20 protein-coding genes are annotated in these 23,606 nt (G+C 66.5%); 11 read left to right on the plus strand and 9 right to left on the minus strand.

From position 1 onward, the window contains the following. Positions 1–39: 39 nt before the first annotated feature. The 8 genes from atpG (at position 40) to ACUDP5_RS01860 (ending at position 10,602) form a co-directional block, all read left to right on the plus strand. The gene (gene atpG / locus ACUDP5_RS01825) at positions 40–945 is read left to right on the plus strand and encodes a F0F1 ATP synthase subunit gamma (RefSeq protein ID WP_263915742.1); all 906 of its coding nucleotides are present in this window, start codon (positions 40–42) and stop codon (positions 943–945) included. 42 nt (positions 946–987) lie between these two features. Continuing rightward, positions 988–2,391, plus strand: a complete 1,404-nt coding sequence (gene atpD / locus ACUDP5_RS01830; RefSeq protein WP_263915741.1) for a F0F1 ATP synthase subunit beta — start codon at positions 988–990, stop codon at positions 2,389–2,391. A gap of 9 nt (positions 2,392–2,400) precedes the next feature. After that, positions 2,401–2,826: a F0F1 ATP synthase subunit epsilon gene (locus tag ACUDP5_RS01835; protein WP_006392535.1), complete on the plus strand. Its 426-nt coding sequence runs from the start codon at positions 2,401–2,403 to the stop codon at positions 2,824–2,826. Between the two features lie 186 nt (positions 2,827–3,012). Further along, positions 3,013–3,906 carry a helix-turn-helix domain-containing protein gene (locus ACUDP5_RS01840; protein WP_445658034.1) on the plus strand — a complete coding sequence of 298 codons (894 nt, stop codon included), beginning with the start codon at positions 3,013–3,015 and terminating at the stop codon, positions 3,904–3,906. Between the two features lie 196 nt (positions 3,907–4,102). Further along, positions 4,103–5,176, plus strand: a complete 1,074-nt coding sequence (gene hemE, locus ACUDP5_RS01845; RefSeq protein WP_263915739.1) for a uroporphyrinogen decarboxylase — start codon at positions 4,103–4,105, stop codon at positions 5,174–5,176. 295 nt (positions 5,177–5,471) lie between these two features. Next, entirely contained in the window at positions 5,472–7,574 is a 2,103-nt protein-coding gene (locus ACUDP5_RS01850) for a primosomal protein N' (RefSeq protein ID WP_445658035.1), read from the plus strand. Positions 7,575–7,638: 64 nt separating this feature from the next. Further along, positions 7,639–9,702 (plus strand): UvrD-helicase domain-containing protein, encoded by a 2,064-nt coding sequence (locus tag ACUDP5_RS01855; protein ID WP_263915737.1) that lies wholly within the window; start codon positions 7,639–7,641, stop codon positions 9,700–9,702. A gap of 72 nt (positions 9,703–9,774) precedes the next feature. Beyond that, on the plus strand, positions 9,775–10,602 hold the full coding sequence (locus tag ACUDP5_RS01860; RefSeq protein ID WP_263915736.1) for an AraC family transcriptional regulator: 828 nt from the start codon (positions 9,775–9,777) through the stop codon (positions 10,600–10,602). A 15-nt stretch (positions 10,603–10,617) separates the two neighbouring features. Here the strand turns inward: ACUDP5_RS01860 and ACUDP5_RS01865 are convergent, their stop codons facing one another. After that, complete coding sequence (locus ACUDP5_RS01865; protein WP_445658036.1) at positions 10,618–11,676, minus strand: threonine aldolase family protein; 1,059 nt, start codon at positions 11,674–11,676, stop codon at positions 10,618–10,620. Positions 11,677–11,814: 138 nt separating this feature from the next. Between ACUDP5_RS01865 and ACUDP5_RS01870 the strand changes: the two genes are divergently transcribed. Beyond that, positions 11,815–12,714: a class II glutamine amidotransferase gene (locus tag ACUDP5_RS01870; RefSeq protein ID WP_263915734.1), complete on the plus strand. Its 900-nt coding sequence runs from the start codon at positions 11,815–11,817 to the stop codon at positions 12,712–12,714. On the opposite strand, the gene ACUDP5_RS01875 is transcribed toward ACUDP5_RS01870, so the two are convergent. Continuing rightward, positions 12,681–13,517 carry an SDR family oxidoreductase gene (locus ACUDP5_RS01875; RefSeq protein ID WP_263915733.1) on the minus strand — a complete coding sequence of 279 codons (837 nt, stop codon included), beginning with the start codon at positions 13,515–13,517 and terminating at the stop codon, positions 12,681–12,683. The two genes, ACUDP5_RS01870 and ACUDP5_RS01875, sit on opposite strands and share 34 nt — an antisense overlap. Before the next feature lie 175 nt (positions 13,518–13,692). Between ACUDP5_RS01875 and ACUDP5_RS01880 the strand changes: the two genes are divergently transcribed. Beyond that, positions 13,693–14,625 carry a GlxA family transcriptional regulator gene (locus ACUDP5_RS01880; RefSeq protein WP_263915732.1) on the plus strand — a complete coding sequence of 311 codons (933 nt, stop codon included), beginning with the start codon at positions 13,693–13,695 and terminating at the stop codon, positions 14,623–14,625. Between the two features lie 135 nt (positions 14,626–14,760). Then, complete coding sequence (locus ACUDP5_RS01885; protein ID WP_263915731.1) at positions 14,761–15,387, plus strand: hypothetical protein; 627 nt, start codon at positions 14,761–14,763, stop codon at positions 15,385–15,387. Between the two features lie 111 nt (positions 15,388–15,498). Here ACUDP5_RS01885 and dapD read toward each other — a convergent pair whose 3' ends face one another. From dapD to ACUDP5_RS01920, 7 genes are all read right to left on the minus strand, one after another. After that, a complete protein-coding gene (dapD, locus tag ACUDP5_RS01890) occupies positions 15,499–16,479 on the minus strand; it encodes a 2,3,4,5-tetrahydropyridine-2,6-dicarboxylate N-succinyltransferase (protein WP_263915730.1) in 981 nt (326 codons plus the stop codon). 988 nt (positions 16,480–17,467) lie between these two features. Beyond that, positions 17,468–18,595, minus strand: coding sequence for a M20 family metallopeptidase (locus tag ACUDP5_RS01895; protein ID WP_263915773.1), 1,128 nt, complete (start codon positions 18,593–18,595; stop codon positions 17,468–17,470). Between the two features lie 39 nt (positions 18,596–18,634). Then, positions 18,635–19,540, minus strand: a complete 906-nt coding sequence (locus ACUDP5_RS01900; protein WP_263915774.1) for an alpha/beta hydrolase — start codon at positions 19,538–19,540, stop codon at positions 18,635–18,637. A gap of 5 nt (positions 19,541–19,545) precedes the next feature. After that, positions 19,546–20,556 (minus strand): ABC transporter ATP-binding protein, encoded by a 1,011-nt coding sequence (locus ACUDP5_RS01905; RefSeq protein ID WP_445658037.1) that lies wholly within the window; start codon positions 20,554–20,556, stop codon positions 19,546–19,548. Continuing rightward, on the minus strand, positions 20,553–21,536 hold the full coding sequence (locus ACUDP5_RS01910; RefSeq protein WP_263915776.1) for an ABC transporter ATP-binding protein: 984 nt from the start codon (positions 21,534–21,536) through the stop codon (positions 20,553–20,555). The genes ACUDP5_RS01905 and ACUDP5_RS01910 overlap by 4 nt, the downstream gene beginning before the upstream one ends. A 145-nt stretch (positions 21,537–21,681) precedes the next feature. Further along, complete coding sequence (locus ACUDP5_RS01915; protein WP_445658038.1) at positions 21,682–22,599, minus strand: ABC transporter permease; 918 nt, start codon at positions 22,597–22,599, stop codon at positions 21,682–21,684. A gap of 5 nt (positions 22,600–22,604) precedes the next feature. Then, positions 22,605–23,582 carry an ABC transporter permease gene (locus tag ACUDP5_RS01920; RefSeq protein WP_263915778.1) on the minus strand — a complete coding sequence of 326 codons (978 nt, stop codon included), beginning with the start codon at positions 23,580–23,582 and terminating at the stop codon, positions 22,605–22,607. Positions 23,583–23,606: the final 24 nt, after the last annotated feature.

The raw sequence follows: 23,606 nt of genomic DNA on the forward strand, positions 1-23,606 counted from the left end.
TGAGCGGAACCCATCGGCCAGTCTTCACAGGAAAGCGCAATGCCCGGAATTAAGGAAATCCGAACCAAGATCAAGAGCGTGCAAAACACGCGCAAGATCACCAAGGCGATGGAAATGGTCGCCGCATCCAAGATGCGCAAGGCGCAGGAACGGATGCGTGCCGGTCGTCCGTACGCCACCAAGGTGCGCGAGATTGCTGCGCACCTGATGCAAGCCAACCCCGAGTACAGCCACCCGTACCTGGTCGAACGCGAAGTCAAGGCGGTCGGCGTGGTCATGGTGACGACCGACAAGGGTTTGTGCGGCGGCTTGAACACCAACATCACTCGCGTGGTGCTGGGCAAGCTGAAAGAGTTCGAGAAGAACGGCATCGCCGTGCAAGCGACCGCTTTCGGCAACAAGGGCGTGGGTGTGCTGACCCGTATCGGCGCCAAACTGGTGTCCCAGGACGTGCAACTGGGCGACAAGCCGCAACTGGACCGCCTGCTGGGCGCGATCAAGGTGCAGCTGGACGCCTACCTGGAAGGCCGCATCGACGCGCTGTACGTGGCTTCGACCCGCTTCGTCAACACGATGAAGCAGGAGCCGCTGTTCCTGCGCCTGCTGCCGTTGGCCAGCGGTTTGGAAGATCCGTACCAGACGGGCGCCGAAAGCCTGGCGAAGACGTCGGAAGTGAAGTCGGACTACAGCTGGGATTACATCTACGAACCCGACGCCCGTAGCGTGATCGACGACCTGCTGCAGCGTTACGTTGAAGGCCTGCTGTACCAAGCCGTGGCCGAGAACATGGCTTCGGAGCAGTCGGCCCGGATGGTCGCCATGAAGGCGGCGTCGGACAACGCCAAGAAGGTCATCGGCGATCTGCAGCTGGTCTACAACAAGACCCGCCAGGCCGCGATCACCAAAGAAATTTCGGAAATCGTAGGGGGCGCTGCCGCCGTTTAAGGCAGGCAGCTCCCATCTAAAGCTATCAAGCAAGGAATCGACATGAGCAACGGAACCATCGTTCAGTGCATCGGCGCCGTGGTGGATATTCAGTTCCCCCGCGATCACATGCCCAAGATCTATGAAGCGCTTACCCTGGCCGACGACGAGACCTCCTCGTTCGCCGAAAAGGGCCTGACGCTGGAAGTGCAGCAACAGCTGGGCGACGGCGTGGTGCGTACCATTGCGCTGGGCTCCAGCGACGGCCTGCGCCGCGGCATGAAGGTCACGGGCACGGGCGCCCCGATCTCGGTGCCGGTCGGCACCGGCACGCTGGGCCGCATCATGGACGTGCTGGGTCGTCCCATCGACGAAGCCGGCCCGATCCAGCACGAAGAAAAGCGTGGCATCCACCAATCGGCTCCCCGCTTCGACGAACTGTCGCCGTCGGTGGAACTGCTGGAAACCGGCATCAAGGTTATTGACCTGGTGTGCCCGTTCGCCAAGGGCGGCAAGGTCGGCCTGTTCGGCGGCGCCGGCGTGGGCAAGACCGTCAACATGATGGAACTGATCAACAACATCGCCAAGCAGCACAGCGGTCTGTCGGTGTTTGCCGGCGTGGGTGAGCGTACCCGCGAAGGCAACGACTTCTACCACGAAATGGAAGAGTCGAACGTTCTGGACAAGGTCGCCATGGTGTTCGGTCAGATGAACGAACCCCCGGGCAACCGTCTGCGCGTGGCGCTGACCGGCCTGACGATGGCCGAGAAGTTCCGCGACGAAGGCCGCGACATCCTGTTCTTCGTCGACAACATCTACCGCTACACCCTGGCCGGTACCGAAGTGTCGGCACTGCTGGGCCGTATGCCGTCGGCCGTGGGCTACCAGCCCACGCTGGCCGAAGAAATGGGCAAGCTGCAAGAGCGCATCACGTCGACCAAGACCGGCTCGATCACCTCGATCCAGGCCGTGTACGTCCCTGCGGACGACTTGACCGACCCGTCGCCTGCCACGACCTTCCAGCATTTGGACTCGACCGTCGTGCTGTCGCGTGACATCGCCTCGCTGGGTATCTACCCCGCCGTGGACCCGCTGGATTCGTCCAGCCGCCAGCTCGACCCGCAAGTCGTCGGCGAAGAGCACTACGCCGTGGCCCGTGGCGTGCAGCAAACGCTGCAGCGCTACAAGGAACTGCGCGACATCATCGCGATTCTGGGCATGGACGAACTGTCGCCGGAAGACAAGCAGGCCGTGGCCCGCGCGCGCAAGATCCAGCGCTTCCTGTCGCAGCCGTTCCACGTGGCCGAAGTGTTCACCGGCTCGCCCGGCAAGTACGTTCCGCTGGCTGAAACCATCCGTGGTTTCAAGATGATCGTGAACGGCGAATGCGATGCCTTGCCGGAACAGGCCTTCTACATGGTCGGTTCGATCGACGAGGCCTTCGAGAAGGCCAAGAAACTGCAATAAGGAACCGATATGGCTACCCTGCATGTGGATGTCGTCAGCGCAGAGGAAGCGATCTTCTCCGGTGAGGCGAAGTTCGTGGTGCTGCCTGGCGAGGCGGGTGAACTGGGCATTCTGCCCGGCCACACCCCGCTGATTTCGCGCATACGCCCCGGGACGGTCAAGATCGTTCGTGCCGACCAAGGCGAGGAAAACATCTTCGTCGCCGGGGGCATTCTGGAAGTGCAGCCGGGCAGCGTGACGGTCCTGGCCGACACCGCCATCCGTGCCGCGGACCTGGACGAAGCCCGTGCCCTGGAAGCGCGCAAGCGCGCCGAAGAGGCCCTGGCCAACGCCAAGGACAAGGCCGACATCGCGGTTGTCGAAGCTGAACTCGCCATGCTGGCTGCGCAAGCCATCGCGGCGCGCAAGCTGCGCCAAGGCGGCCGTTCGCACTAAGCGACAGTTGTCCGCCGGGGTTTGCCCCGGACTTGAAAGAAGCGGCCCACGGGCCGCTTTTTTCATGCCGGCCGCGGGGCCCCCGGTCTCGGCAAACCATCAGGAAAGTTGCGTTCGCTACGAATGGCGAGCGGAACGGCCCGCCCGTAGCCTTCAACTTTAGGCAAGCTGCCTGAGGAAGAAAGCGTGCGAGACACCACGGATTGCGGGGTACTGCTGACCCCTGGCCACGAAACTGCCATGCGCGACTGGGTCGTGCGCGACCAGCCCAGGCTGGCCAGGGTGCGGCTGCACCTGGTGCCTTTGCGGGCCCAGGCCGCCGTGGCAGGGGCACCCGATAGCCGCGCTGCCGGCAGACGGGCTGGCACAGGCGTTGCGAGCGTTTCCGCCCGGGTCGCCAGCGACGGCCCGGACATTCACGCGCTGGCCCGGCTGGCAGTGGGCCTGCGGCGCTACGACCATTGCATCCTGCCCGTCGCGCCGGCCTCGCTGGCCTGGACGCGCATGGCCTTGCAGCAGGCGGGCGAGTCGCTGGTCACGCCGGTGCTGCTGTTCGTGCACGACATGACCGCGCCGGCCATCGAAGACCTGCTGCAACTGGGCGCGGCCGATTTCATGACGGCGCCGTATTGCCTGGAAAGCCTGCGGGTGAGGCTGGGGCGCCTGGCCCGGCGCGGGCCGTGGGCGCCATCTGGCCAGCTCGCGGAAGCCGGGGTCGTGTACCCCGCGCCGGACCCGGACAGGGCTGGCCGGCCTGATGCAAGACTGCCGCTGGCTCGGCAGGTGCCGCCGTCGGACGTTCGTCCGCCACTGGCGCGTCAGGTGCTGCAGCAAGGCCTGGCGGGCCTGCAGTACCAGGCGGACCGGGGCACGCACGAGCCTTTTCGCCAAGCCAAGGCGCGGGTGGTGGACGGCTTTGAGTCCGACTACATCCGCCTGGCGTTGTCGCGCCACCAGGGCAATGTGGCACGGGCCGCCCGGGCCTCCAGCAAGCACAGGCGGGCATTCTGGGCGCTGATGCGCAAGCACGGCATCGACGCCGCGCCGTACCGGCGCCGGGCTGAACGCGGCGACGTCTGACGGGCATCGCCCGGCAACACGGCGCGGCGCATGGCGCACGGGCCGGCGCAGCAGCCACGGAGGTTGCCGGCCGCCAGGGCTGGAATCCAAGTGAAAAACGTCCGGCTTTGCGCACCGGCAAGGCGTTGGCAGGCCCCGGTCATGCCCTGTCAGCTTGGGGCAGTAAAATCACGGCTTCCGATCATCGAGGATAGTCGTGTCCGCTGCCGTCTTGAAGAACGATGTGTTCTTGCGCTCGCTCTTGCGCGAGCCCGTGCCCTATACCCCCATCTGGCTCATGCGCCAGGCGGGTCGCTACCTGCCCGAATACCGCCAGACGCGAGCGCGGGCCGGTTCCTTCATGGGCCTGGCTCAGAACCCGGACTACGCGTCGGAAGTCACGTTGCAGCCGCTCGAGCGCTTCGACCTGGACGCGGCCATCCTGTTTTCCGACATCCTGACCGTGCCGCACGCCATGGGCCTGGGCCTGGACTTCGCCGAGGGCGAGGGCCCGCGCTTTGCCCGCCCGGTGCGCACGGAAGATGACGTGGCGCGCCTGGCCGTGCCCGACATGGACAAGCTGCGCTATGTGTTCGATGCGGTATCCACCATCCGCCGCGACCTGGACGGCAAGGTGCCGCTGATCGGCTTTGCCGGCAGCCCCTGGACGATCGCCTGCTACATGGTCGAAGGGCAGGGCAGCGACGACTACCGCCTGATCAAGACCATGCTGTATTCGCGTCCGGACCTGCTGCACCGCATTCTCGAAATCAACGCCGAAGCTACCCTGCAGTACCTGAATGCGCAGATCGCCGCGGGTGCGCAGGCCGTGATGTTGTTCGACAGCTGGGGCGGCGTGCTGGCCGACGGCCTGTTCCAGCAGTTCTCGCTGGCCTATACCCGCAAGGTCGTGGCGGGCCTGACCCGCGAACACGAAGGGCGCCGCGTGCCCGCGATTGTCTTCACCAAGGGGGGCGGACAGTGGCTGGAAGCCATCGCCGCTTGTGGTTGCGATGCCGTGGGCCTGGACTGGACCGTGGACCTGGCTGCGGCGCGGCGCCGCACCGGCGATTCGGTCGCGTTCCAGGGCAACCTGGACCCCATGGCGTTGTTCGGCGGCGGCCCCGCCATCCGTGCCGAGGCGCGCCGGGTGCTGGATGCCTTCGGCCCGGTGGGCAAGGGCGGCCATGTGTTCAACTTGGGCCATGGCATTTCGCGTTTCACGCCGCCCGAAGCGGTAGCCGAATTGGTCGACGAAGTCCACCAACACAGCCGTTCGCTCAGAGGGTAAGTGAGTGAACGCTTCGGCCCTTAGGGCCGAAGCTGGAGGCCCCGGGCGGAGACTTGTGCACAGCAAGATTACGCTTGGGGAAAACCCTCTAGAAGCTTGTTTACAATCTTGGAAGTTTGCATAAGCTATTGTTTTTGTTGGAATAAAATAGGTTTTCAACAGCTTTGCAAGACTTGATGCAATCTTGCCTTATTCCAATTTCTGACGTTGCTCCAGCCTTTTCCCCAAAGTTATCCACAGGGTAGGGACCGGAGCCGTTTCGGGTCCGCCCAGTCAATGTTCCGTTCCGCAGCTCATGTCTGAAGTCTTCGCGCTGGTCGAATCCACGCCGGTCGAGCCGGCGGCGACCTCCTGGGTGCGCGTGGCGCTGGACGTGCCGCTGCCCGGTCCGTTCGACTATCGCCACACAGCCCCCATTACGGCGGGCCTGCGGGTGATCGTGCCGTTCGGCCGCCGCAAGCTGGTCGGCGTGGTGGTGGACAACCCGGCCGAACCGTCCTTCGAACCGAAGCAGATCAAGCCGATCGAGGCGGTGCTGGAAGACCTGCCGCCGTTTGACGACGCCTGGCTGCGCCTGGCCCGGTTTGCCGCCGAATACTATCAACGGCCGCTGGGCGAGGTGATGCTGCCCACGCTGCCGCCACCGCTGCGCAAACCCACCGCCTACCAGGGCAAGCGGTCGGCGGGCGGCCCGGTGGCGCGGCTGGATGCGCGCAAACGCAAGGCGGTACGCGCCGCCGCGACGGCCGACCAGCCGCCCGACCTGAACGACGCCCAGCAGACCGCGGTAGACGCCATCGCCGGGCTGACAAGCTTCAAGCCGGTGCTGCTGTACGGCGTAACCGGCAGCGGCAAGACCGAGGTCTACCTGCGCGCCGCCGAAAAGGTCCTGGCGGCCGGGCGCCAGGTGCTGCTGATGGTGCCGGAAATCAACCTGACACCGCAGCTGGAAGGTGCGCTGCGGGCCCGGCTGGAAAGCCTGGTGGGCCCGGACGGCCTGGCGGTGATGCATAGCGGCCTGTCCGATGGCGAACGGCTGCAGGCCTGGTCGCGGGCGCAACGCGGCCAGGCGCGGATGCTGCTGGGCACGCGCATGTCGATCTTTGCGCCGATGAGCGAGCTGGGCCTGATCGTGGTCGACGAAGAGCACGATGCGTCCTACAAGCAGCAGGACGGCCTGCGCTATTCCGCGCGCGACCTGGCGGTGTGGCGCGCACACGACCTGGATATTCCGGTGGTGCTGGGGTCGGCCACGCCGTCGCTGGAAACCTGGCAGCACGCCGAGCGCGGGCGCTACCTGCGGCTGGCCTTGCCGGCGCGCGCGCGGTCCAGCACCTTGCCGTCGATGAAGCTGGTGGACACCCGCCGCCTGCAAATGAAGCACGGCATGTCGCCGCAGCTGCTGGAAGCCATCGGCGAGCGCCTGGCCAACAAAGAGCAGTCGCTGATTTTCCTGAACCGGCGCGGCTTTGCGCCGGTGCTGCATTGCCAATCCTGCGGTTGGGTCAGCAACTGTCCGCGCTGCACGGCCTTCACCGTGCTGCATCGCGCGGGCCGTGGCCACCGCCTGCAATGCCATCACTGCGGCTACCAGGCGCCGGTGCCGCATGCCTGCCCCGAATGCGGCGACCAGGATCTGGCGCCGATGGGTCGCGGCACCCAGCGCGTGGAAGAGCACCTGGCCGAGCTGTTCCCCGAAGCCCGCATCCTGCGCATCGATGCCGACAGCACGCGCAAGAAAGGCAGCGCCGAGGCCCTGTTCGCCTCGGTGCATGCGGGCGAGGTCGACATCCTGGTGGGCACCCAGATGGTGGCCAAGGGCCACGATTTTGCGCGGCTGGGGCTGGTGGGGGTGTTGAATCCGGACTCGGCCCTGTTTGCCCACGATTTCCGCGCGCCCGAACGCCTGTTCGCCCAGCTGATGCAGGTGGCGGGGCGGGCCGGGCGCCACCAAGGCAACGGCCAGGTCATCATCCAGACCGGTTACCCCGAGCAGCCCGTGTACCAGGCCCTGCTGCGGCACGACTACGCGGGTTTTGCCCGCCATGCGCTGCACGAACGCGAAAGCACCGGCCTGCCGCCGTTTGCCTACCAGGCGCTATTGACGGCCGAGGCGCGCGAGCTGGCGGTGGCGCAGGCATTCCTGCAGCAGGCGCGGGCCTTGCCCGAAGGCGAATGGGCGGCCGATTTCCCGGGGCTGGACGCCATCATGCTGTACGACCCGGTGCCGCTGCGGGTGGTGCGGGTGGCCAATATCGAGCGCGCCCAGTTGCTGGTCGAAAGCACCAGCCGCCCGGCGTTGCAGGCGTTTCTGGCGTCGTGGTCGCACCATCTGCCGTATCTGGCCAACGAGGCCCGCGTGCGCTGGCAACTGGAGGTCGATCCGCTGGAAATCTGACGGCGGCGGCCTCGGCGTCGCCACCCTGATTGCTCTATGATCGTGCTCCATTCTCTGAGTCTCCATGTCCGCAAGCGAACCCATTGGCCACGGCCTGAACCCCGCGCAGAAAGAAGCGGTGCTGTACCTGGACGGCCCTTGCCTGGTGCTGGCCGGCGCAGGCAGCGGCAAGACGCGCGTGATCACGCAGAAGATCGCCTACCTGCTGCGCGAATGCGGTTACATGGGCCGCAACGTGGTGGCGCTGACCTTCACCAACAAGGCCGCGCGCGAGATGGACGAGCGCGTCAAGACGCTGGTCGACCGCAAGCTGGGCAAGGGCCTGACCATCAGCACCTTCCACTCGCTGGGGGTGAAGATGCTGCGCGAAGAGGCTCGCAATGCCGGCCTGAAACCCACGTTTTCGATCCTGGATGCCGATGACGCCATGGCGATCATCCAGGAACTGCTCGCCACCACCGACAAGGGCCGGCTGCGCCACGTGCAGGGCATCATCTCGCTGTGGAAGAACGCGCTGATGGAACCGGACGATGCCGCGCGCGAAGCCATCACGCCGGGCGACGTCGAAGCCGCCAATGTCTACCGCAGCTATGCCGCCACGCTGGCCGCCTACCAGGCGGTGGATTTCGACGACCTGATCCGCATCCCGGCGATGCTGCTGGCCAACAACGAAGAAGTGCGCACCCGCTGGCAGAACCGCGTGCGCTATTTGCTGGTGGACGAATACCAGGACACCAACGTGTGCCAGTACCGCCTGGTGCAGCTATTGACCGGGCCGCGCGCCATGTTCACGGCGGTGGGCGACGACGACCAGGCCATCTACGCCTGGCGCGGTGCCACCATCGAGAACCTGGCCAAGCTCACGACCGACTACCCGAACCTCAAGCTCATCAAGCTGGAGCAGAACTATCGGTCGGTGCAGCGCATCCTGGCGGCGGCCAACCAGGTGATCGAAAAGAATCCCAAGCTGTTCGACAAGAAACTGTGGTCGGACCTGGGCGTGGGCGAGCCCATCGTGGTGTCGGCCATGGACGGCGAAGAGCAGGAAGCCGAATCCATCGCCATGAAGATCTCGGCCTCGCGCTTCGAACGCCAGGCGCAATGGAAGGACTTCGCCATCCTGTATCGCGGCAATCACCAGTCGCGCATTCTCGAGCAGGCGCTGCGCAACCTGAAGATTCCGTACACGATCTCGGGTGGGCAGAGCTTTTTCGACAAGGCCGAAGTGCGCGACGTGCTGTCGTACCTGCGCCTGTTGGCCAACGACGATGACGATCCCGCTTTCATTCGCGCGGCCACCACGCCCAAGCGCGGCATCGGCCAGGCCACGCTGCAGACGCTGGGCCAGTACGCCGCCAGCCGCGAGCTTTCGATGCTGGCGGCGGTGGAAGAAACCGGCCTGGAGAGCCTGCTGGCTCCGCGCCAGCTGGAACCCCTGCGCACCTTCACCGAATTCATCCGCCGCATGCAGTGGCGCGCCGGCCGGGGCGCCACGTCGGGCAAGGACGCCGCACCGGCTGAACCCGCCGGCGTCATCCTGGACGATCTGGTGCAGGCCATCCAATACGAACGCCACCTGTTCGAGCTGTTCGACGAGCGGCCGGCGCAGACGCGCTGGCAGAACGTGCTGGAACTGACCGGCTGGCTCAAGCGCAAGGCCGAAGAAGACAACATGTCGCTGTTCGACCTGGTGCAGCACGTGGCGCTGGTCACCATGCTGGAGCGCGGCGAAGAAGAAGAGCCGGACGCGGTCAAGATGTCGACCCTGCACGCGTCCAAGGGGCTGGAATATCCGCACGTCTACCTGGCCGGCGTCGAAGAAGGCCTGCTGCCGCACCTGGGCAAGGACGACGAAGACGGCGACCCGGCGCGTGCCGCCGAAAACCTGGCCACCCGCATCCAGGAAGAACGCCGCCTGATGTACGTGGGCATCACGCGGGCCCAGCGCAGCCTGAACCTCAGCTGGTGCAAGCGCCGTCGCCGGGCGCGCGAAGACGTGGTGCGCGAGCCATCGCGTTTCATCGAGGAAATGGGGCTGGATGATCCGACCGTGCAGGAAGACGAGACCACGGCCGCCATGAATCCCAAAGAGCGCATGGCCATGCTCAAGGCGTTGCTCAAGAAGTAGCGCCGCAATAAATTACATGACGGAGGGCGGCTTCAGGGCGTATACCTGCCGCTTTGCACCATGGCGCTATCCATGAAGGACGACGTTCGATATCAACCGGTGGCGGGTACGCCGGGCCTGGTGCTGGGCGTAGCGCGCCTGTCCGAATTCCAGTTCGACCGGCACTACCACGTGGATTACCACATCGGCCTGGTGACGCAGGGCGTGCAGCGCCAGACCTTTGGCGGCCGGAGCATCCTGCTGGGGCCCGGCGCGGTGGCGCTGATGCCGCCGGGCGAGGTCCATGACGGCACCGGCGTGGACGACTACGGCCACAGCTATACGCTGAAGACCTTCCGCATCGCGCCGGACCTGATGCGCGGTTTCATCGCCGAAGTCTCGGGGGCGGGGCCGGACGAGCGCTTCACGGGCACGCTGGTCGAAGATGCGCGGCTGGCGGCTCGCTTCATGGCATTGCACGCGTCGTGGATGGACGGCGCGCCTTCCGGTCCGCTGGCGCATGAATCCGTATCGTTGGCGCTGATGGGCGCCTTGTTCGCCCGTACCGGCGCCGTGGCGCCGCAGGATATCCGCGGCGGCCTGTCGGCCGTGCATACGCGCCAGGTGCTGGATTACTGCCAGGCCCACCTGGCCGACAAGATCAGCCTGCAAGACCTGGCGCGGCTGTGCGGCCTGAGCCGCTACCAGTTCCTGCGGCGTTTCGCGCTATCGGTCGGCCTGACCCCGCATGCCTGGCTGACGCGGCTGCGCCTGGAGCGGGCCTGCGCGGTGCTGGCGCGCGCGCAGGCGTCGATCGCGCAGGTCGCGGCCGACGTGGGCTTCTACGATCAAAGCCACTTCAACCGCGCGTTCCGCACGGCCTACGGCGTGGCGCCGTCGGCGTTTCGGCGCGCAGCGTAGCCCCGATACGAAGCCCTACCGGCACTGTTCGCGCAGCGCCGCCAGGAAATGGTCCACGTCCTGTTCGCGCGTGGCGAACGAGGTGACCAGGCGCACCACGCCAGGGCCCCACCGATCGTGATAGAAGCGAAAGCCCTGTGCGAGCAGCCCTTCGATGGCCGCGGCCGGCAGGCGGCAGAACAGGATGTTGGCCTCTGCCGGTCCTTGCGTTTGCACGCCCGGCAGGTCGGCCATGCCGGCGGCCAGGCGGGCCGCCATGGCGTTGGCCTGGCGCGCGTTGCGCAGCCACAGGCCGTCATCCAGATAGGCTTCCATCTGGGCCGACAGCAGGCGCATCTTCGAGAACAGGTGACCGCCGCGCTTGCGCCGGTAAGCCAGTTCGGTGGCCAGGCCCGGCTCGAACAGCACGATGGCTTCCGCGCCCAGCACGCCGTTCTTGGTGGCGCCGAACGACAGCGCCTTGACGCCCGCCTTCCAGGTCATCTCGGCGGGGGTGCAGCCCAGGCTGACCAGCGCGTTGGCAAAGCGTGCGCCGTCCATGTGCAGCGGCAGGCCGGCGCCCCGGCAGATCTCGCTGATCGCGGCGATTTCAGCCAGCGTGTAGACGCTGCCGGTTTCAGTCGCCTGAGTGATGCTGACGCAGGCGGGCTGCATGGAATGCACGTCGCCGACCTTGCGGCGCACTTCGACGGCAAGTTGCGCCGGGTCGATCTTGGCGGCGTCGCCGTCCAGCAAGGTCAGGCGGGCGCCGCTGGTGTAGAACTGCGGCGCGCCGCATTCGTCGTTGGCAATGTGGCTTTGCGCGTGGCACAGCACGCTGCCCCACGGCGGCGTCAGCACCGACAGCGCCAGCGAATTGGCCGCGGTGCCGGTCGGCACCAGCAACACCTCGACCTCGTGTTCGAAAATCTCGGCCAATTGCCGCGCCACGCGCTGGCTGGCGTCGTCGGCGCCATAGGGTTGGGCCTGTCCCTCATTGGCGCGCAGCAGCGCCTCCAGGACTTGCGGGCTGGCGCCGGCGATGTTGTCGCTGGAAAAACCCAGCTGCGGGGAAAACGGGGGGGAAGTGTCCAAGGCAAGGCTCTCTGGCGGATAGGGCGAATGCCCACTATGCCGACCCGGTGGCAGGCGGGCTTGTAGAAAATTGCACGCCGCTTACACTGGGACGTATCGCCAAGGCCCCGCGCCGGGCTTGTCTTGAAGGAGCGCATCATGTGCCGCTGGCTCGCTTACACCGGTAGTCCCCTGCAAATGGAGAGCGTGCTGTTCAAGGCCAGGCACTCTCTGATCGACCAGAGCCTGCACGCCCGCATGAGCGTCACCACCACCAATGGCGACGGCTTCGGCCTGGGCTGGTACAGCCCGCCGCGAGGCGGCCGGCACCCGAATGGCCAAGCACCGAATGACGCACCCCAGGCAAGCCCGCCCCAAGAGCCGCCATTCCGCTACCGCAGCGTGCATCCCGCCTGGAACGACCGCAACCTGCGCGAAGCGGCGCGCGCGATCCACGCCCCGCTCTTCGTGGCGCACATTCGCGCCGCCACCGACACGCCGGCCCAGGAGACCAACTGCCACCCGTTTCGCCACGGCAACTGGCTGTTCGTGCACAACGGCGTGATCCGCGACTACCCGCTCTTGCGGCGCGACTTGATGCTGATGATCGCGCCGAGCTATTTCGGATCCCTGGAAGGGTCGACCGATTCCGAGGTGATGTTCCTGCTGGCGCTGACGTTCGGCCTGGAAGAGGACGCGCTGCCGGCGCTGGCGCGCATGGTCGGCGCGGTCGAAGAGACCGGCCGGCGTCACGGCGTGGCGCAGCCCATCAATATGACGGTGTGCGCCCTGGACGGCGAACGCCTGATCGCGGTGCGCTATTCCAGCGAACGCGAATCGCGCACCCTGTTTCACAACACCTGCGTGCACCACCTGCGCCAGCTGTACCCCGACGATCCGCAGATCGCGGCGCTGGATGACAACGCCTTCCTGCTGCTGTCCGAGCCGCTGTCCGAGATGCCGGGGGCCTGGGAAGAAGTGCCCGAGGCCACCGCCATCATCGCGGCGCACGGCCGGGTGGAGCATTACCCGTTCGTGCCGGTGGCGCCGGGCGCCTGAACGCCGTAGCGGGCCGCGGGCGCATTGCGAGACAGTTCCGGGCCCAGCGCCTGGCGCGCGTCTTCCAGGCGCTGCCACAGGGCCGCTTCGCCCAAGGCGGGAATGGTCACGAACTCGCCCTGGTCCAGGCCGGCCAGCGCGGCCTGCACCATGTCATCGGCGCTCATCACGATGGCGGCCGGCAATTCGCTGGCCGGTTTTCCCGCCAGGTCCCAGAAGTCGGTGCCCGTGGCGCCCGGCAGTACGGCCTGGATGCGCAGGCCCTTGTCGGCCAGCTCGTGGCGCAGCGATTGCGAGTACGCCAGCACATACGCCTTGCTGGCGCCATAGACGCCGTTGAGCAGTTCCGGATGCAGCGCCACGACCGACGCAATGTTGATCAGCGTGCCGTTGCCGCGCGCGACGAACCCCGGCACCGCGGCCATGGTCAGGCGTGTCAACGCGCTGACGTTCAGGTCGATCATGGCCTGCATCTGGTCGGGATCCGATTGCAGCAGTGGCGCCACCGAGCCGATACCGGCGTTGTTCACCAGCACGGTCAGCGACTCGTCTTCACGCAGCTCACGCGCCACCCGGACCAGGCCGTCGGCATCGGCCAGGTCGGCCGGCAACACACGTACGTCGCGGCCGGTTTCGGCGCGCAGGCGCGCCGCCAGTGCTTCCAGCCGGCCGGCGTTGCGCGCCACCAGCGTCAGGTCATGGCCGCGGCGGGCCAGGTGATGCGCGTAGCGTGCGCCGATACCGGTCGAGGCACCGGTGACCAGGGCGCGGCCGGGCGTGTGATTCAAGGGGGTAGTGCTCATGTTGGCTCCAAGGGGAAGGCGGTGGATGCCGCCGGTACCCATGCAGAGTAGAATTGGCAGGAAATATCCTCAATGACATAGAAACGTCTTTTTAGGACATTCCGATGAAATCGGCCGGCTCAGGACGTGGACCCCGGCCTGAGCCAGGGCTTTTCTTCTCTTGGCAGGCTTCTCCATGAAAACGATCGCGATCGTGCTGCACCCCGGTTTCCAGGTTCTGAGCCTGGCCGCCAGTTCCGTTTTCGAAACGGTCAACATGCACCTGGAGTCGGCGCAATACCGGGTGACGCTGGTGTCCGAACACGGTGGTCCGGTGCCCAGTTCACAGGGTTTTTCGGTGGATTCCACCAAGCTGGGCCGGCGCACATTCGACACGCTGATCGTGGCCGGCGACAACACCGGCGCGGGGGCGTCCGATGGTTTGCTGCGCGCCTTGCAGGCCGCCAGCAAGCGCGTGCGCCGCTGCGCCGCCATGTGCACCGGCGCCTTCATCCTGGCGCAGGCCGGCCTGCTGGAAGGGCGCCGCGTCACCACGCACTGGCACTTTGCGCGGCGGCTGCAACGCGAATACCCCGGCCTGCAGGTGGACGAAGACCGCATCTACGTGGCCGACGGCCCGATCTGGACGTCGGCGGGCATGAGCGCAGGCGTGGACCTGGCGCTGGCGATGGTGGAAGCCGACCTGGGGGCGGACGTGGCCCGCATGGTGGCGCGCAAGCTGGTGCTGACGCAGCGCCGCGCGGGTGGCCAGTCGCAGTATTCCGCGTTGCTGGAACTGGACGCCAAGTCCGACCGGGTGCAGACGGCGCTGGCTTACGCCAAGGCCAACCTGAGGGCCGAACTGTCGGTCGACGAACTGGCCCGCGCCGCACACCTGAGCCCGCGCCAGTTCAGCCGCGTCTTCCGCCTGGAAACCGGCCAGTCGCCCGCCAAGGCGGTGGAGCACCTGCGGCTGGAGGCCGCGCAGGGCATGATGCAATCCGGCCGCCACTCGGCCGAGGTGGTGGCGCGCGAAACGGGCTTTGGCGACCGCGACCGCATGCGCAAGGCCTTCCTGCGCGCATTCGGCCAATCGCCACAGGCGATGCAACGGCTGATACGCGCCTGACCCCGTTATTGCCGCATCTGGCCGCTAAAACGGGGTCATCGAGCACGCTTTGCCGATATGGGGGAGAATGCGTATCGCATGACTTTGCGACGTTCCTGGGCCGCGAAAGCACCCTGATTCCAATAAGGAAGTTGCATGACTGATGACAAAACCCCGCAGGCTCCTGACGCATTGGCGGTGTTTGTAGATACGGGGAGCACCCCGGATTGCTTTGAATTGCACGAGCGCGGCATCGTCCGCCAGCAAGATGGCGAACGCTACTACACCGCTTTCGCCGACATCTCCGACCTGTATTTGTCTGCCCCCGGCCCGCAAGCCGGCCTCGACGGCATCGACCGCTTCGCCTACCGCAGCCGCGCCGAACCTGGCTGGACCCTGGTGCCGGGCGACATCGTCGAATTCCCCCGCTTCATGGACGCCTTCCGCTCGCGCCTGGTCGATCAGCGCCTGCCGGTGCTGGAAGCCCGCCTGGCCGATGGCGCGCAGGTGGCCTTCCGCACGCTGGATGGCGGCGATTTCCCCAACCTGACGACCCGCGAACTGGCCCTGTCGGCCGAAGGCCTGCACATCGGCGCCGACACCTGGCCCTACGAATCGCTGCAACGCATCGACCTGAACGACTGGACCGAAACGGTCAGCCTGCGCACCGACGACGGCGCGACGGTGTTCTCGTGCCCCGCCGCGCGCATCCTGAGTTCGGACCTGTTCGTGAACCTGGTCTACGACCGCCTGGGTGAAACGGCGCAAGCGGCATCGGCCTGACGGACTGGATGCCTCTGGCGCCACACGCCAAGCGCATAGCGCAATCCCCAAAGTATCAAGGGCCGCGAAAGCGGCCCTTGTGTCGTGGGGGCGCGGCGCTCGCCGCGCGGATCAATGGCCCGTATGCAGGGCCGGGTTGAGCGTGCCCCACGCCGCGGTGCGCACCAGCGCCTCGACCGCGCCGGTCTGCGAATTGCGGCGGAACAGCAGCCCATGCTGTCCGGCCAGCTCAACGGCCTTGACGACCGCCCCTTCGGGCGTGAGCACACGCGTGCCGGCGGTGACATAGCAACCCGCTTCGACGACGCAGTCGTCGCCCAACGAGATGCCGATGCCCGAGTTGGCGCCCAGCAGGCAGCGCTTGCCGATGGCAACAACCTGTTTGCCGCCACCAGACATGGTGCCCATGATGGACGCACCGCCGCCGACGTCGGTGCCATCATCGACGATGACTCCTGCACTGATGCGGCCTTCGACCATGGAAGCCCCCAGGGTGCCGGCATTGAAGTTGCAGAACCCTTCGTGCAGTACGGTGGTGCCCGCCGCCAGATGCGCACCGAGCCGCACGCGCGCGGTATCGGCAATACGAACACCCGCGGGCACGACATAGTCGGTCATGCGCGGAATCTTGTCGACGCCGCGAATCTCAAGCACCTGCCCGGTCGCCCGCAACTGCCAGCGCAAGGCGTCGACCTGTTCGACGGCGCAAGGCCCGACCGAGGTCCAGGCGACATTGGCCAACACATTGAACAAGCCATCCAGATTGGCACCGTGCGGCCGAATGAGCCGATGACTGAGCAGATGCAGGCGCAGATAAGCATCATGCGCATCGGCGGGCGGCGCATCAAGCGACGCGATGGCGGTACGCACGGCCACGATATCGACTTTCCGGCGGGTGTCGCGGCCAAGTGACGTCGGCACATGCTCACCGAGGGCAGCACGAGCTTCTTCAGGCGTCAGGTGACGAGTGCCGCCGGCGGGCGAGTTGTCAGCCAGGGAGGGGCGGGGATACCAAGTATCAAGAACGGTGCCGTCGGCGGCAATAGTGGCCAGGCCGTAGGCGATGGCGCTGGTTTGAGTAGCTTGGGACATGGTTCTTGCTGAGTTCTGTTGTGGTTCTTTTTTGGGGGTTCTCTGGGGGAATATTCTAGGCCAGGTTGTTTGTGTCTTGGGGGCTTCGTACTTCGTGGGTCGCCCGTCGCGGGGGTGGCTTGCGGAGTGGGCGCCCACGATTGCGGTCCGGCGCGCCGGCGCCGGACTTCCCCTTCGTCATCCTCGTCCGCCTTCGGCTCCCTACGGATTCCCTCGGGCGCATCGAGGTTGCCCACTCCGCAAGCCACCCCCGCGCCGGGCTACGCGTGTCTCGGTTCGTTGCGCTGCTAGACCTGTGGTCAGGGAATGGAATCTGCAGGGTCGCCAAGCCGCGGCCGCGCGGGCGGCCACGTTTGGCATTGCGTTGGTGGAATGTGTTGCGGGTACGCTTCGCGCTGTTGGAGATTGGTTTTCTAATGGTTCGCAGTCAGGGGGGAGGGGGCGGTGATGGGCGGCGCGAGCAGGCACTGACTTGCGCATGCTGATTGTCTCGCGCGCCGCCCATCAGGCGTTGCACATGGGTGTGGAACGCCACGGCATCCGCGCCGCTAGAAGACCGATGGCCGGTGGAGGGCAATTCAACAGGTGATCAAAATGCGCACGATCCCCGCAAGCGCGAGAGCGGCATCGGTGCACGCAAGACGCCGCGTAAGCCTCGTAAGGCCGCCCGCGCGGCCGGCACGAGGCGGGCACCGTCCCACCCCGCCAACCCCCCCCTGATGGTGGCTAACACGCCAAGCACACTGACCACCCCAGATACCGTGACTAATCCTCATCAAGAGCGCGTGACGGGGCAGGCGGGTGAGGGCGGGGCGTGTAGATTGCGCCCGAGGGAATCTGAAGGAGTCGCCGAAGGCGAGGACGAAGATGACGAAGGGGCAGTCCGGAGCGAAGGCTCCGGACCGCAATCGTAGCCCCGCCCTCACCCGCCTGCCCCGTCACGCGCGGCTTAAGAACCCCACCGCACGCGCTAAACCGACCAGATCTTTTAAGCCAGATCCTTCAACAACAACTCCCAAAACTTCAACCGCTGCTCCAACGTAGAAACCAAGATGTACTCATTCAAAGTATGAGCACCATCTCCGTCCGCACCCAAACCATCGAGCGTCGGAATTCCCATGGCGGAGGTGAAGTTGGCGTCGCTGCCGCCGCCCGTCATCGGGGCGTCTTCCAGCAGGAAGCCTGCGCGTTCCGCGTAGCCTTGCACCAGCGCCAGCAGGGCGGCAGCTTCTGCCGTCTTTACCATCGGCGGGCGGTTCAGTTCCACGTCGATGTCCAGCTCCACGTCCGGGCCCACTGCGCACAGCTCGCGCATGCGGCGCAGCACGTCTTCGGCTGCGCCCATGTCCGGCACGCGGAAATCCACCACGCAGCGGCATAGCGCCGGCACCGTGTTCGTTACCGTGCCGCCGGCGATCGTGCCCACGCTGACCGTGATGCCGCGCTCGTAGTCTGTCATCGCTTCCAGCGCCAGCACCTGGTGCGCCATCTCGCGGATCGCGCTGCGGCCCTTCTCGTGCTGCATGCCGGCGTGGGCCGGGCGGCCCTTCACGTTCAGGTTCAGCATGCCCGTGCCCTTGCGCGCCGTCACGCACTTGCCGCCGTTCGGGCGGGCAGGCTCGCACACCAGCGCGTACTTCGCGTTGGCCGCGAAACGTTCGATGTGCACGCGCGAGGCATGGCTGCCCGTTTCTTCGTCAGGTACCACCAGGAAGTCCACCGGCAGTTGCGTCGCGCCCGGACGGGCCACGCCTGCCAGCGCCGTCAGCGCCAGGTAGATGCCGGCCTTCATGTCGTAGCTGCCCGGGCCGTACAGGCGATCGCCTTCGATGCGCACCGGGTTTTCCAGCAGCGTGCCCACCGGGTGCACCGTGTCCATGTGCGCCAGGATCAGGATGCCCGGGCGCGTGTCGCCGGGGGCGCGGTTGGTCGCGTACAGCAGCGGGCCGGTCGTGGGGCCCAGCGACGACAGTTCCACCGTCAGGCCGGCCGCGGCCGCGTAGTCGGCGATGATGCGGGCCATGGCGGCGATGCCGTCGGGGAAGTTCGAGGGCGATTCGCATTGCAGCCAGCTTTGGATGCCGGCGACGAGCTGTTCAGTGCGGGAAGAAGACATAGCGGTATCCGGGAATGTCGGCTAGGAAAGGGGGAGCGTTCAGGCGACCTGCTGGCCGGCCAGGCGGGCCAGTTCGGTGTCGTCGGGCATGCGGCCGTCGAACCACAGGCTGGCGCATACGGCGGACATCGCGCGACCGTCGTGGCCGATGCCGGGCACCACTTGCAGCGTCCAGTTGAACGGCACGCCGCGGCGTTCGGCTTCCTTGCGGCCGGCTTCGAAGTAGTTATGGGCGCGCGCGAAACGGTGCGGGCCCTGGCGCATCGCAGCGGGTTCCGACGGCAGGTTCGGGTCGTCGGTGGCGATGTCCTGGTCGCCCGCCAGGATCATCATCGGGTAGGCCAGCAGCTTGACCAGGTGGTCTTCCGTCAGGCCCACGCCGTCCATGCCTTCGGGGAAGGGGTAATCGAACGTCGGCAGCGTGTACCAGCCCGGGTTGCCTGCCGCCACCGCCTTGAACGGGGCGTGCGACTGGCTGCTCATCAGGCGGTGCACGAACTGGCCGCCGGCCGAGTGGCCGAACAGGTAGACGTTCTGGCCATCGGTGATTTCGCCGTCGATCATGTCGCGGATCACGTTGCCCACCAGCGCGTAGGTCCAGCCGTCGATGTGGCGCGGGTTGCCGCCGGCCGAGAACACGCGGCCGTTGTTGTAGCTTTCCACGCCCGGCCAGATCTCGTTGGAGAATGTCAGTGCCACGATCAGCAGCTTGTGCTTGTCGGCCGCCTCGACCCAGAAGTCGCGGTATTCGTCACCGTTGCGCAGCACGCCGTGCTGCACGATCACCACCGGACGGTCCGGCGTGTAGCCGTAGGGGCGGTAGGTCTGCAGCTTGAACGGGCGGTCGGAATTGCGGTCTTCGTCGATGTAGGCGATGGTGTTGCGGCCCGCGTGGCCCATTTCGATGGCGATGCGGTCCTTGTTGGACATGTCGGAGGGTTTCATGGCGTTCAGGCGGTGGCTTCGTTCAGGTGGCAGGCCGACCAGTGGCCCGGCGATATTTCTTTCAGGGACGGCGCCTGCTCGCGGCAGCGCGGCATGGCGTGGGGGCAGCGGGGGTTGAACGTGCAGCCGGGGGGCGGGTTCAGCGGCGACGGGATTTCGCCCTTGATCGGCGTGAACTTGCGGCCCCGGCGGGCCACGTCCGGCACCTCGGCCATCAATGCCTGAGTGTACGGGTGGTTGGCGCGCGCGAAAATCTCGGCAGACGTCGAGATCTCGACGATCTTGCCCAGGTACATGATCGCCACGCGATCCGAGATGTGCTTGACCACGCCCAGGTCGTGGCTGATGAACAGGTACGTGAAGCCGTGCTGTTCGCGCAGGTCCATGAACAGGTTGATCACCTGCGCCTGGATCGACACGTCCAGCGCGGCCACGGGTTCGTCGCACACCAGGAACTTGGGCGCCACCATCAGCGCACGGGCGATGCCGATGCGCTGGCGCTGGCCGCCCGAGATCTGGTGCGGGAAGCGGTCGCGGTACTCGGTGTCCAGGCCCACTTCCTTCAGTGCCTGGTCGATGCGGGCTGGAATCTCGGCCGGCGGCGCCAGCTTGTGCACCTTGAGCGACTCGCCCAGGATCTGGCGCAGGCGCTGGCGCGGGTTCAGCGAGGCTTGCGGGTCCTGGAAGATCATCTGCACGCCCAGCGTGTAGGCGAGCTTGTCGGCGCCACGCAGACGGCGGGCGTCCTGGCCCTGGTAGAGCAGGTCGCCTTCGGTCTGGCGGTGCAGGCCGGCCACGACGCGGCCCAGGGTGGACTTGCCACAGCCCGATTCACCGACCAGGCCGACGACTTCGCCGCGGCCGATGCGCAGGTCCACGCCGTTGACGGCATAGACGGTGCGGCGGTCGATGGGGCAGCCGGTCAGGGCCAGGATGCGCTGGGCCAGGTCGGGCCGCTGCTCGAAGCGCTTGTGGACGTTCTTGAGCTCGATGACGGGGGTATCGGCTTGGCTCATGCTTGCTCGGCCTCGCGGGCGATCGGGACGTAACAGCGATAGCTGCGCGGACCTTCGGTGGTGACGGTGGGGGCTTGTTCGGTGCAGCGCGTGACCGCGTGGGCGCAGCGCGGCCGGAAGGCACAGCCCGACGGGCGGCCGGCCAGGCTGGGCGCCATGCCGTTGATCTGGTGCAGGCGCGCACCCGGCTGGGTGGCGCCGGGCATCGAGTCGAGCAGGCCCTTGGTGTAGGGGTGGCGAGGGGAATCCAGCACCTGTTCGACCGGACCGCTTTCGACGATGCGGCCGGCGTACATGACCGCCACGCGGTCGGCCAGTTCGGCCACCACGCCCAGGTCGTGGGTGATCCAGATCAGCGCCGTGTTGTGTTCGCGGCAGATCTCCTGCATGCGGTACAGGATCTGGCCCTGGATGGTGACGTCCAGCGCCGTGGTGGGTTCGTCGCAGATGATCAGGTCGGGCTTGTTGAGCATGGCGATCGCGATCGCTACGCGCTGGCGCATGCCGCCCGAGAACTCGTGCGGATAGCTCCTCAGGCGCTTTTCCGGCGACGGGATGCCGACCATGGCCAGCGCTTCGCGGCAGCGTTCCAGGGCCTGGGCGCGCGGCACGTCCTCGTGCGTCAGGATGGCTTCCATCATCTGCTCGCCGATGCGCAGCACCGGGTTGAGCGTCATCAGCGGGTCCTGGAAGATCATCGCGATGCGGTTGCCGCGCAACTGGCGCATCTGCTCTTCCGAGAGCTTGCGCAGGTCGTTGCCCTTGAACTTGACCTCGCCGTCGACGACTTCGCCCGGTGGGTCGATCAGGCCCAGCAGCGAGAAACCGGTGACCGACTTGCCCGAGCCCGATTCACCGACCAGGCCCACGATTTCGCCACGGCGCACGGTGAGGTCGACGCCGTCGACCGCCAGCCAGGCGCCGGCTTCGGTATGGAATGCGGTGCGCAGGCCGCGCACCTCGAGTAGTGTTTCGCTCATGTCAGTAATCCAGTGCGCAAACCGCCGCAGGTGTAGCCGGTATCGTTCCATCGGGATGCCGCGGAGCCGGCTCCGCCGGTCCGCTGGCATGCCCCCTTGAGGGGGGCCCGCCAAAGGGGGCAGCGCGCAGCGCTTCTGGGGTGGGTCATTTCCTTGGATCCAGGCTCTCGCGCAGGCGGTCGCCTACGATGTTGATGGAGAGGATCAGCACCAGCAAAGCAATGCCCGGGAACAAACTGATCCAATAGTCGCCCGACAGCAGGTACTGGAAGCCGTTGGAAATCAACAGGCCCAGCGACGGTTCGGTGATGGGCACGCCCACCCCCAGGAACGACAGCGTCGCTTCCAGCGCGATGGCGGTGGCGATCTGGATGGTGGCAAACACCATCACGGGGCCCAGGCAATTGGGCAAGAGGTGGAACACCATGATGCGCCACGCCGGAAAGCCCAGGTTGGCGGCGGCTTCGACGTATTCCTTGCGGCGTTCCTGCAGCGCGCGGCTGCGCATGATGCGGGCGTAGTGGCCCCACTGCACCAGCACCAGCGCCAGGATCACCTTGTCGACCCCGCGCCCCAGCACCACCAGCAGCACCAGCGCCACCAGGATGGTCGGAAAGCCCAGGATGAAGTCGACGATGCGCATCAGCACGGTGTCGACCAGGCCGCCGAGGTAGGCGGCCACCAGGCCGACCGCGCCGCCCACGGCGGTGGCCAGCATCACGGCGGACAGGCCCACCATCAGGCTGATCCGCAGGCCATACAGGATGGCGCTGAGCATGTCGCGGCCCTGGTCGTCGGTGCCGAGCCACGCGATGCTGCCGTCCATCAGCGCCTGGCGCGGCGCCAGGCGGCCGTCCATCAGCGACAGGTTGGCCAGGTCATAGGGGTTCTGCGGCGCGAAGTACGGTGCGAACACCACCAGCAGGATCAGGATGATCAGGGCGATGGCCGAGCCGCGCACGGTGGGGCGGGCCCGCAGTTTCTTCAGGATCGAGGCGCGCTTGGGCGTATCGGCCAGGGGCTGGACGGTACGAGTGCGGCCGGTGTTGGGAGGATTAGCCATGGCGGTTATTGAGCAGGGGTCACGAGCTGCACGCGCGGGTCGAGCGCGGCGTACAGGATGTCCACGACCAGGTTGATGACCACGAAGATCAGGGTGACCAGCATCACGTAGGCGACCACCACGGGGCGGTCAAGCTGGTAGACGCTGTCGATCAGCAGCTTGCCCATGCCGGGCCATGCGAACACGGTTTCGGTGATGGTGGAATAGGCGATCAGGGTGCCGAATTCCATGCCGATCACGGTGACCACCGGGATCAGGATGTTGCGCAGGATGTGGCGGCGCACGATGCGGCCGGGCTTGACGCCCTTGGCCCGGGCGAATTTCACGTAGTCCTGGCTGCGGGCCTCGACCACGCCCGAGGCCGTCAGGCGCAGCACCAGGGCGATGTTGGCCAGCGCCAGGTTGATCGCCGGCATGATCAGGTGCGACCAGCCGTCGGCCGTCAGGATCGACAGGCGCACACCCAGCACGGTGACCGTGTCGCCGCGGCCGGTGGCTGGCAGCCAGCCCAGCCAGACGGCGAACAGCAGGATCAGCATCATGCCTTGCCAGAAGTTGGGCAGCGAAAAGCCCAGCACGGAAGAACCCATGATGCCGCGGCCTAGCGGCTCGTCGCGGTACAGGCCGGCCACCAGGCCCAGCGGAATGCCGATCACACAGGTCAGGCCGATGGCCACGATGACCAGTTCGAACGTGGCGGGAATGCGCTGCACGATCAGTTCGATGGCGGGAATGCCGTGCACGAACGACGTGCCCAGGTCGCCATGCAGCGCGCGCCACAGGAACCCGGTGTATTGCTGCCATACCGGCAGGTCCAGGCCGAGGCGCGCGATCATGGCTTCGCGGGCGGCCTGGCTGGCTTCGGGGCTGACCAGCAGCTCGATCGGGTCGCCCACGGCATACACCGCGAAGAAGACCACGACCGATACGGCCAGCAGTACGAACAGACTCTGTATCAGTCTGCGTAGGATGAAAAGGGCCACGTGATATTTCCTTGGTGGGCTCGG

Source organism: Achromobacter sp. NCFB-sbj8-Ac1-l (assembly GCF_052695805.1).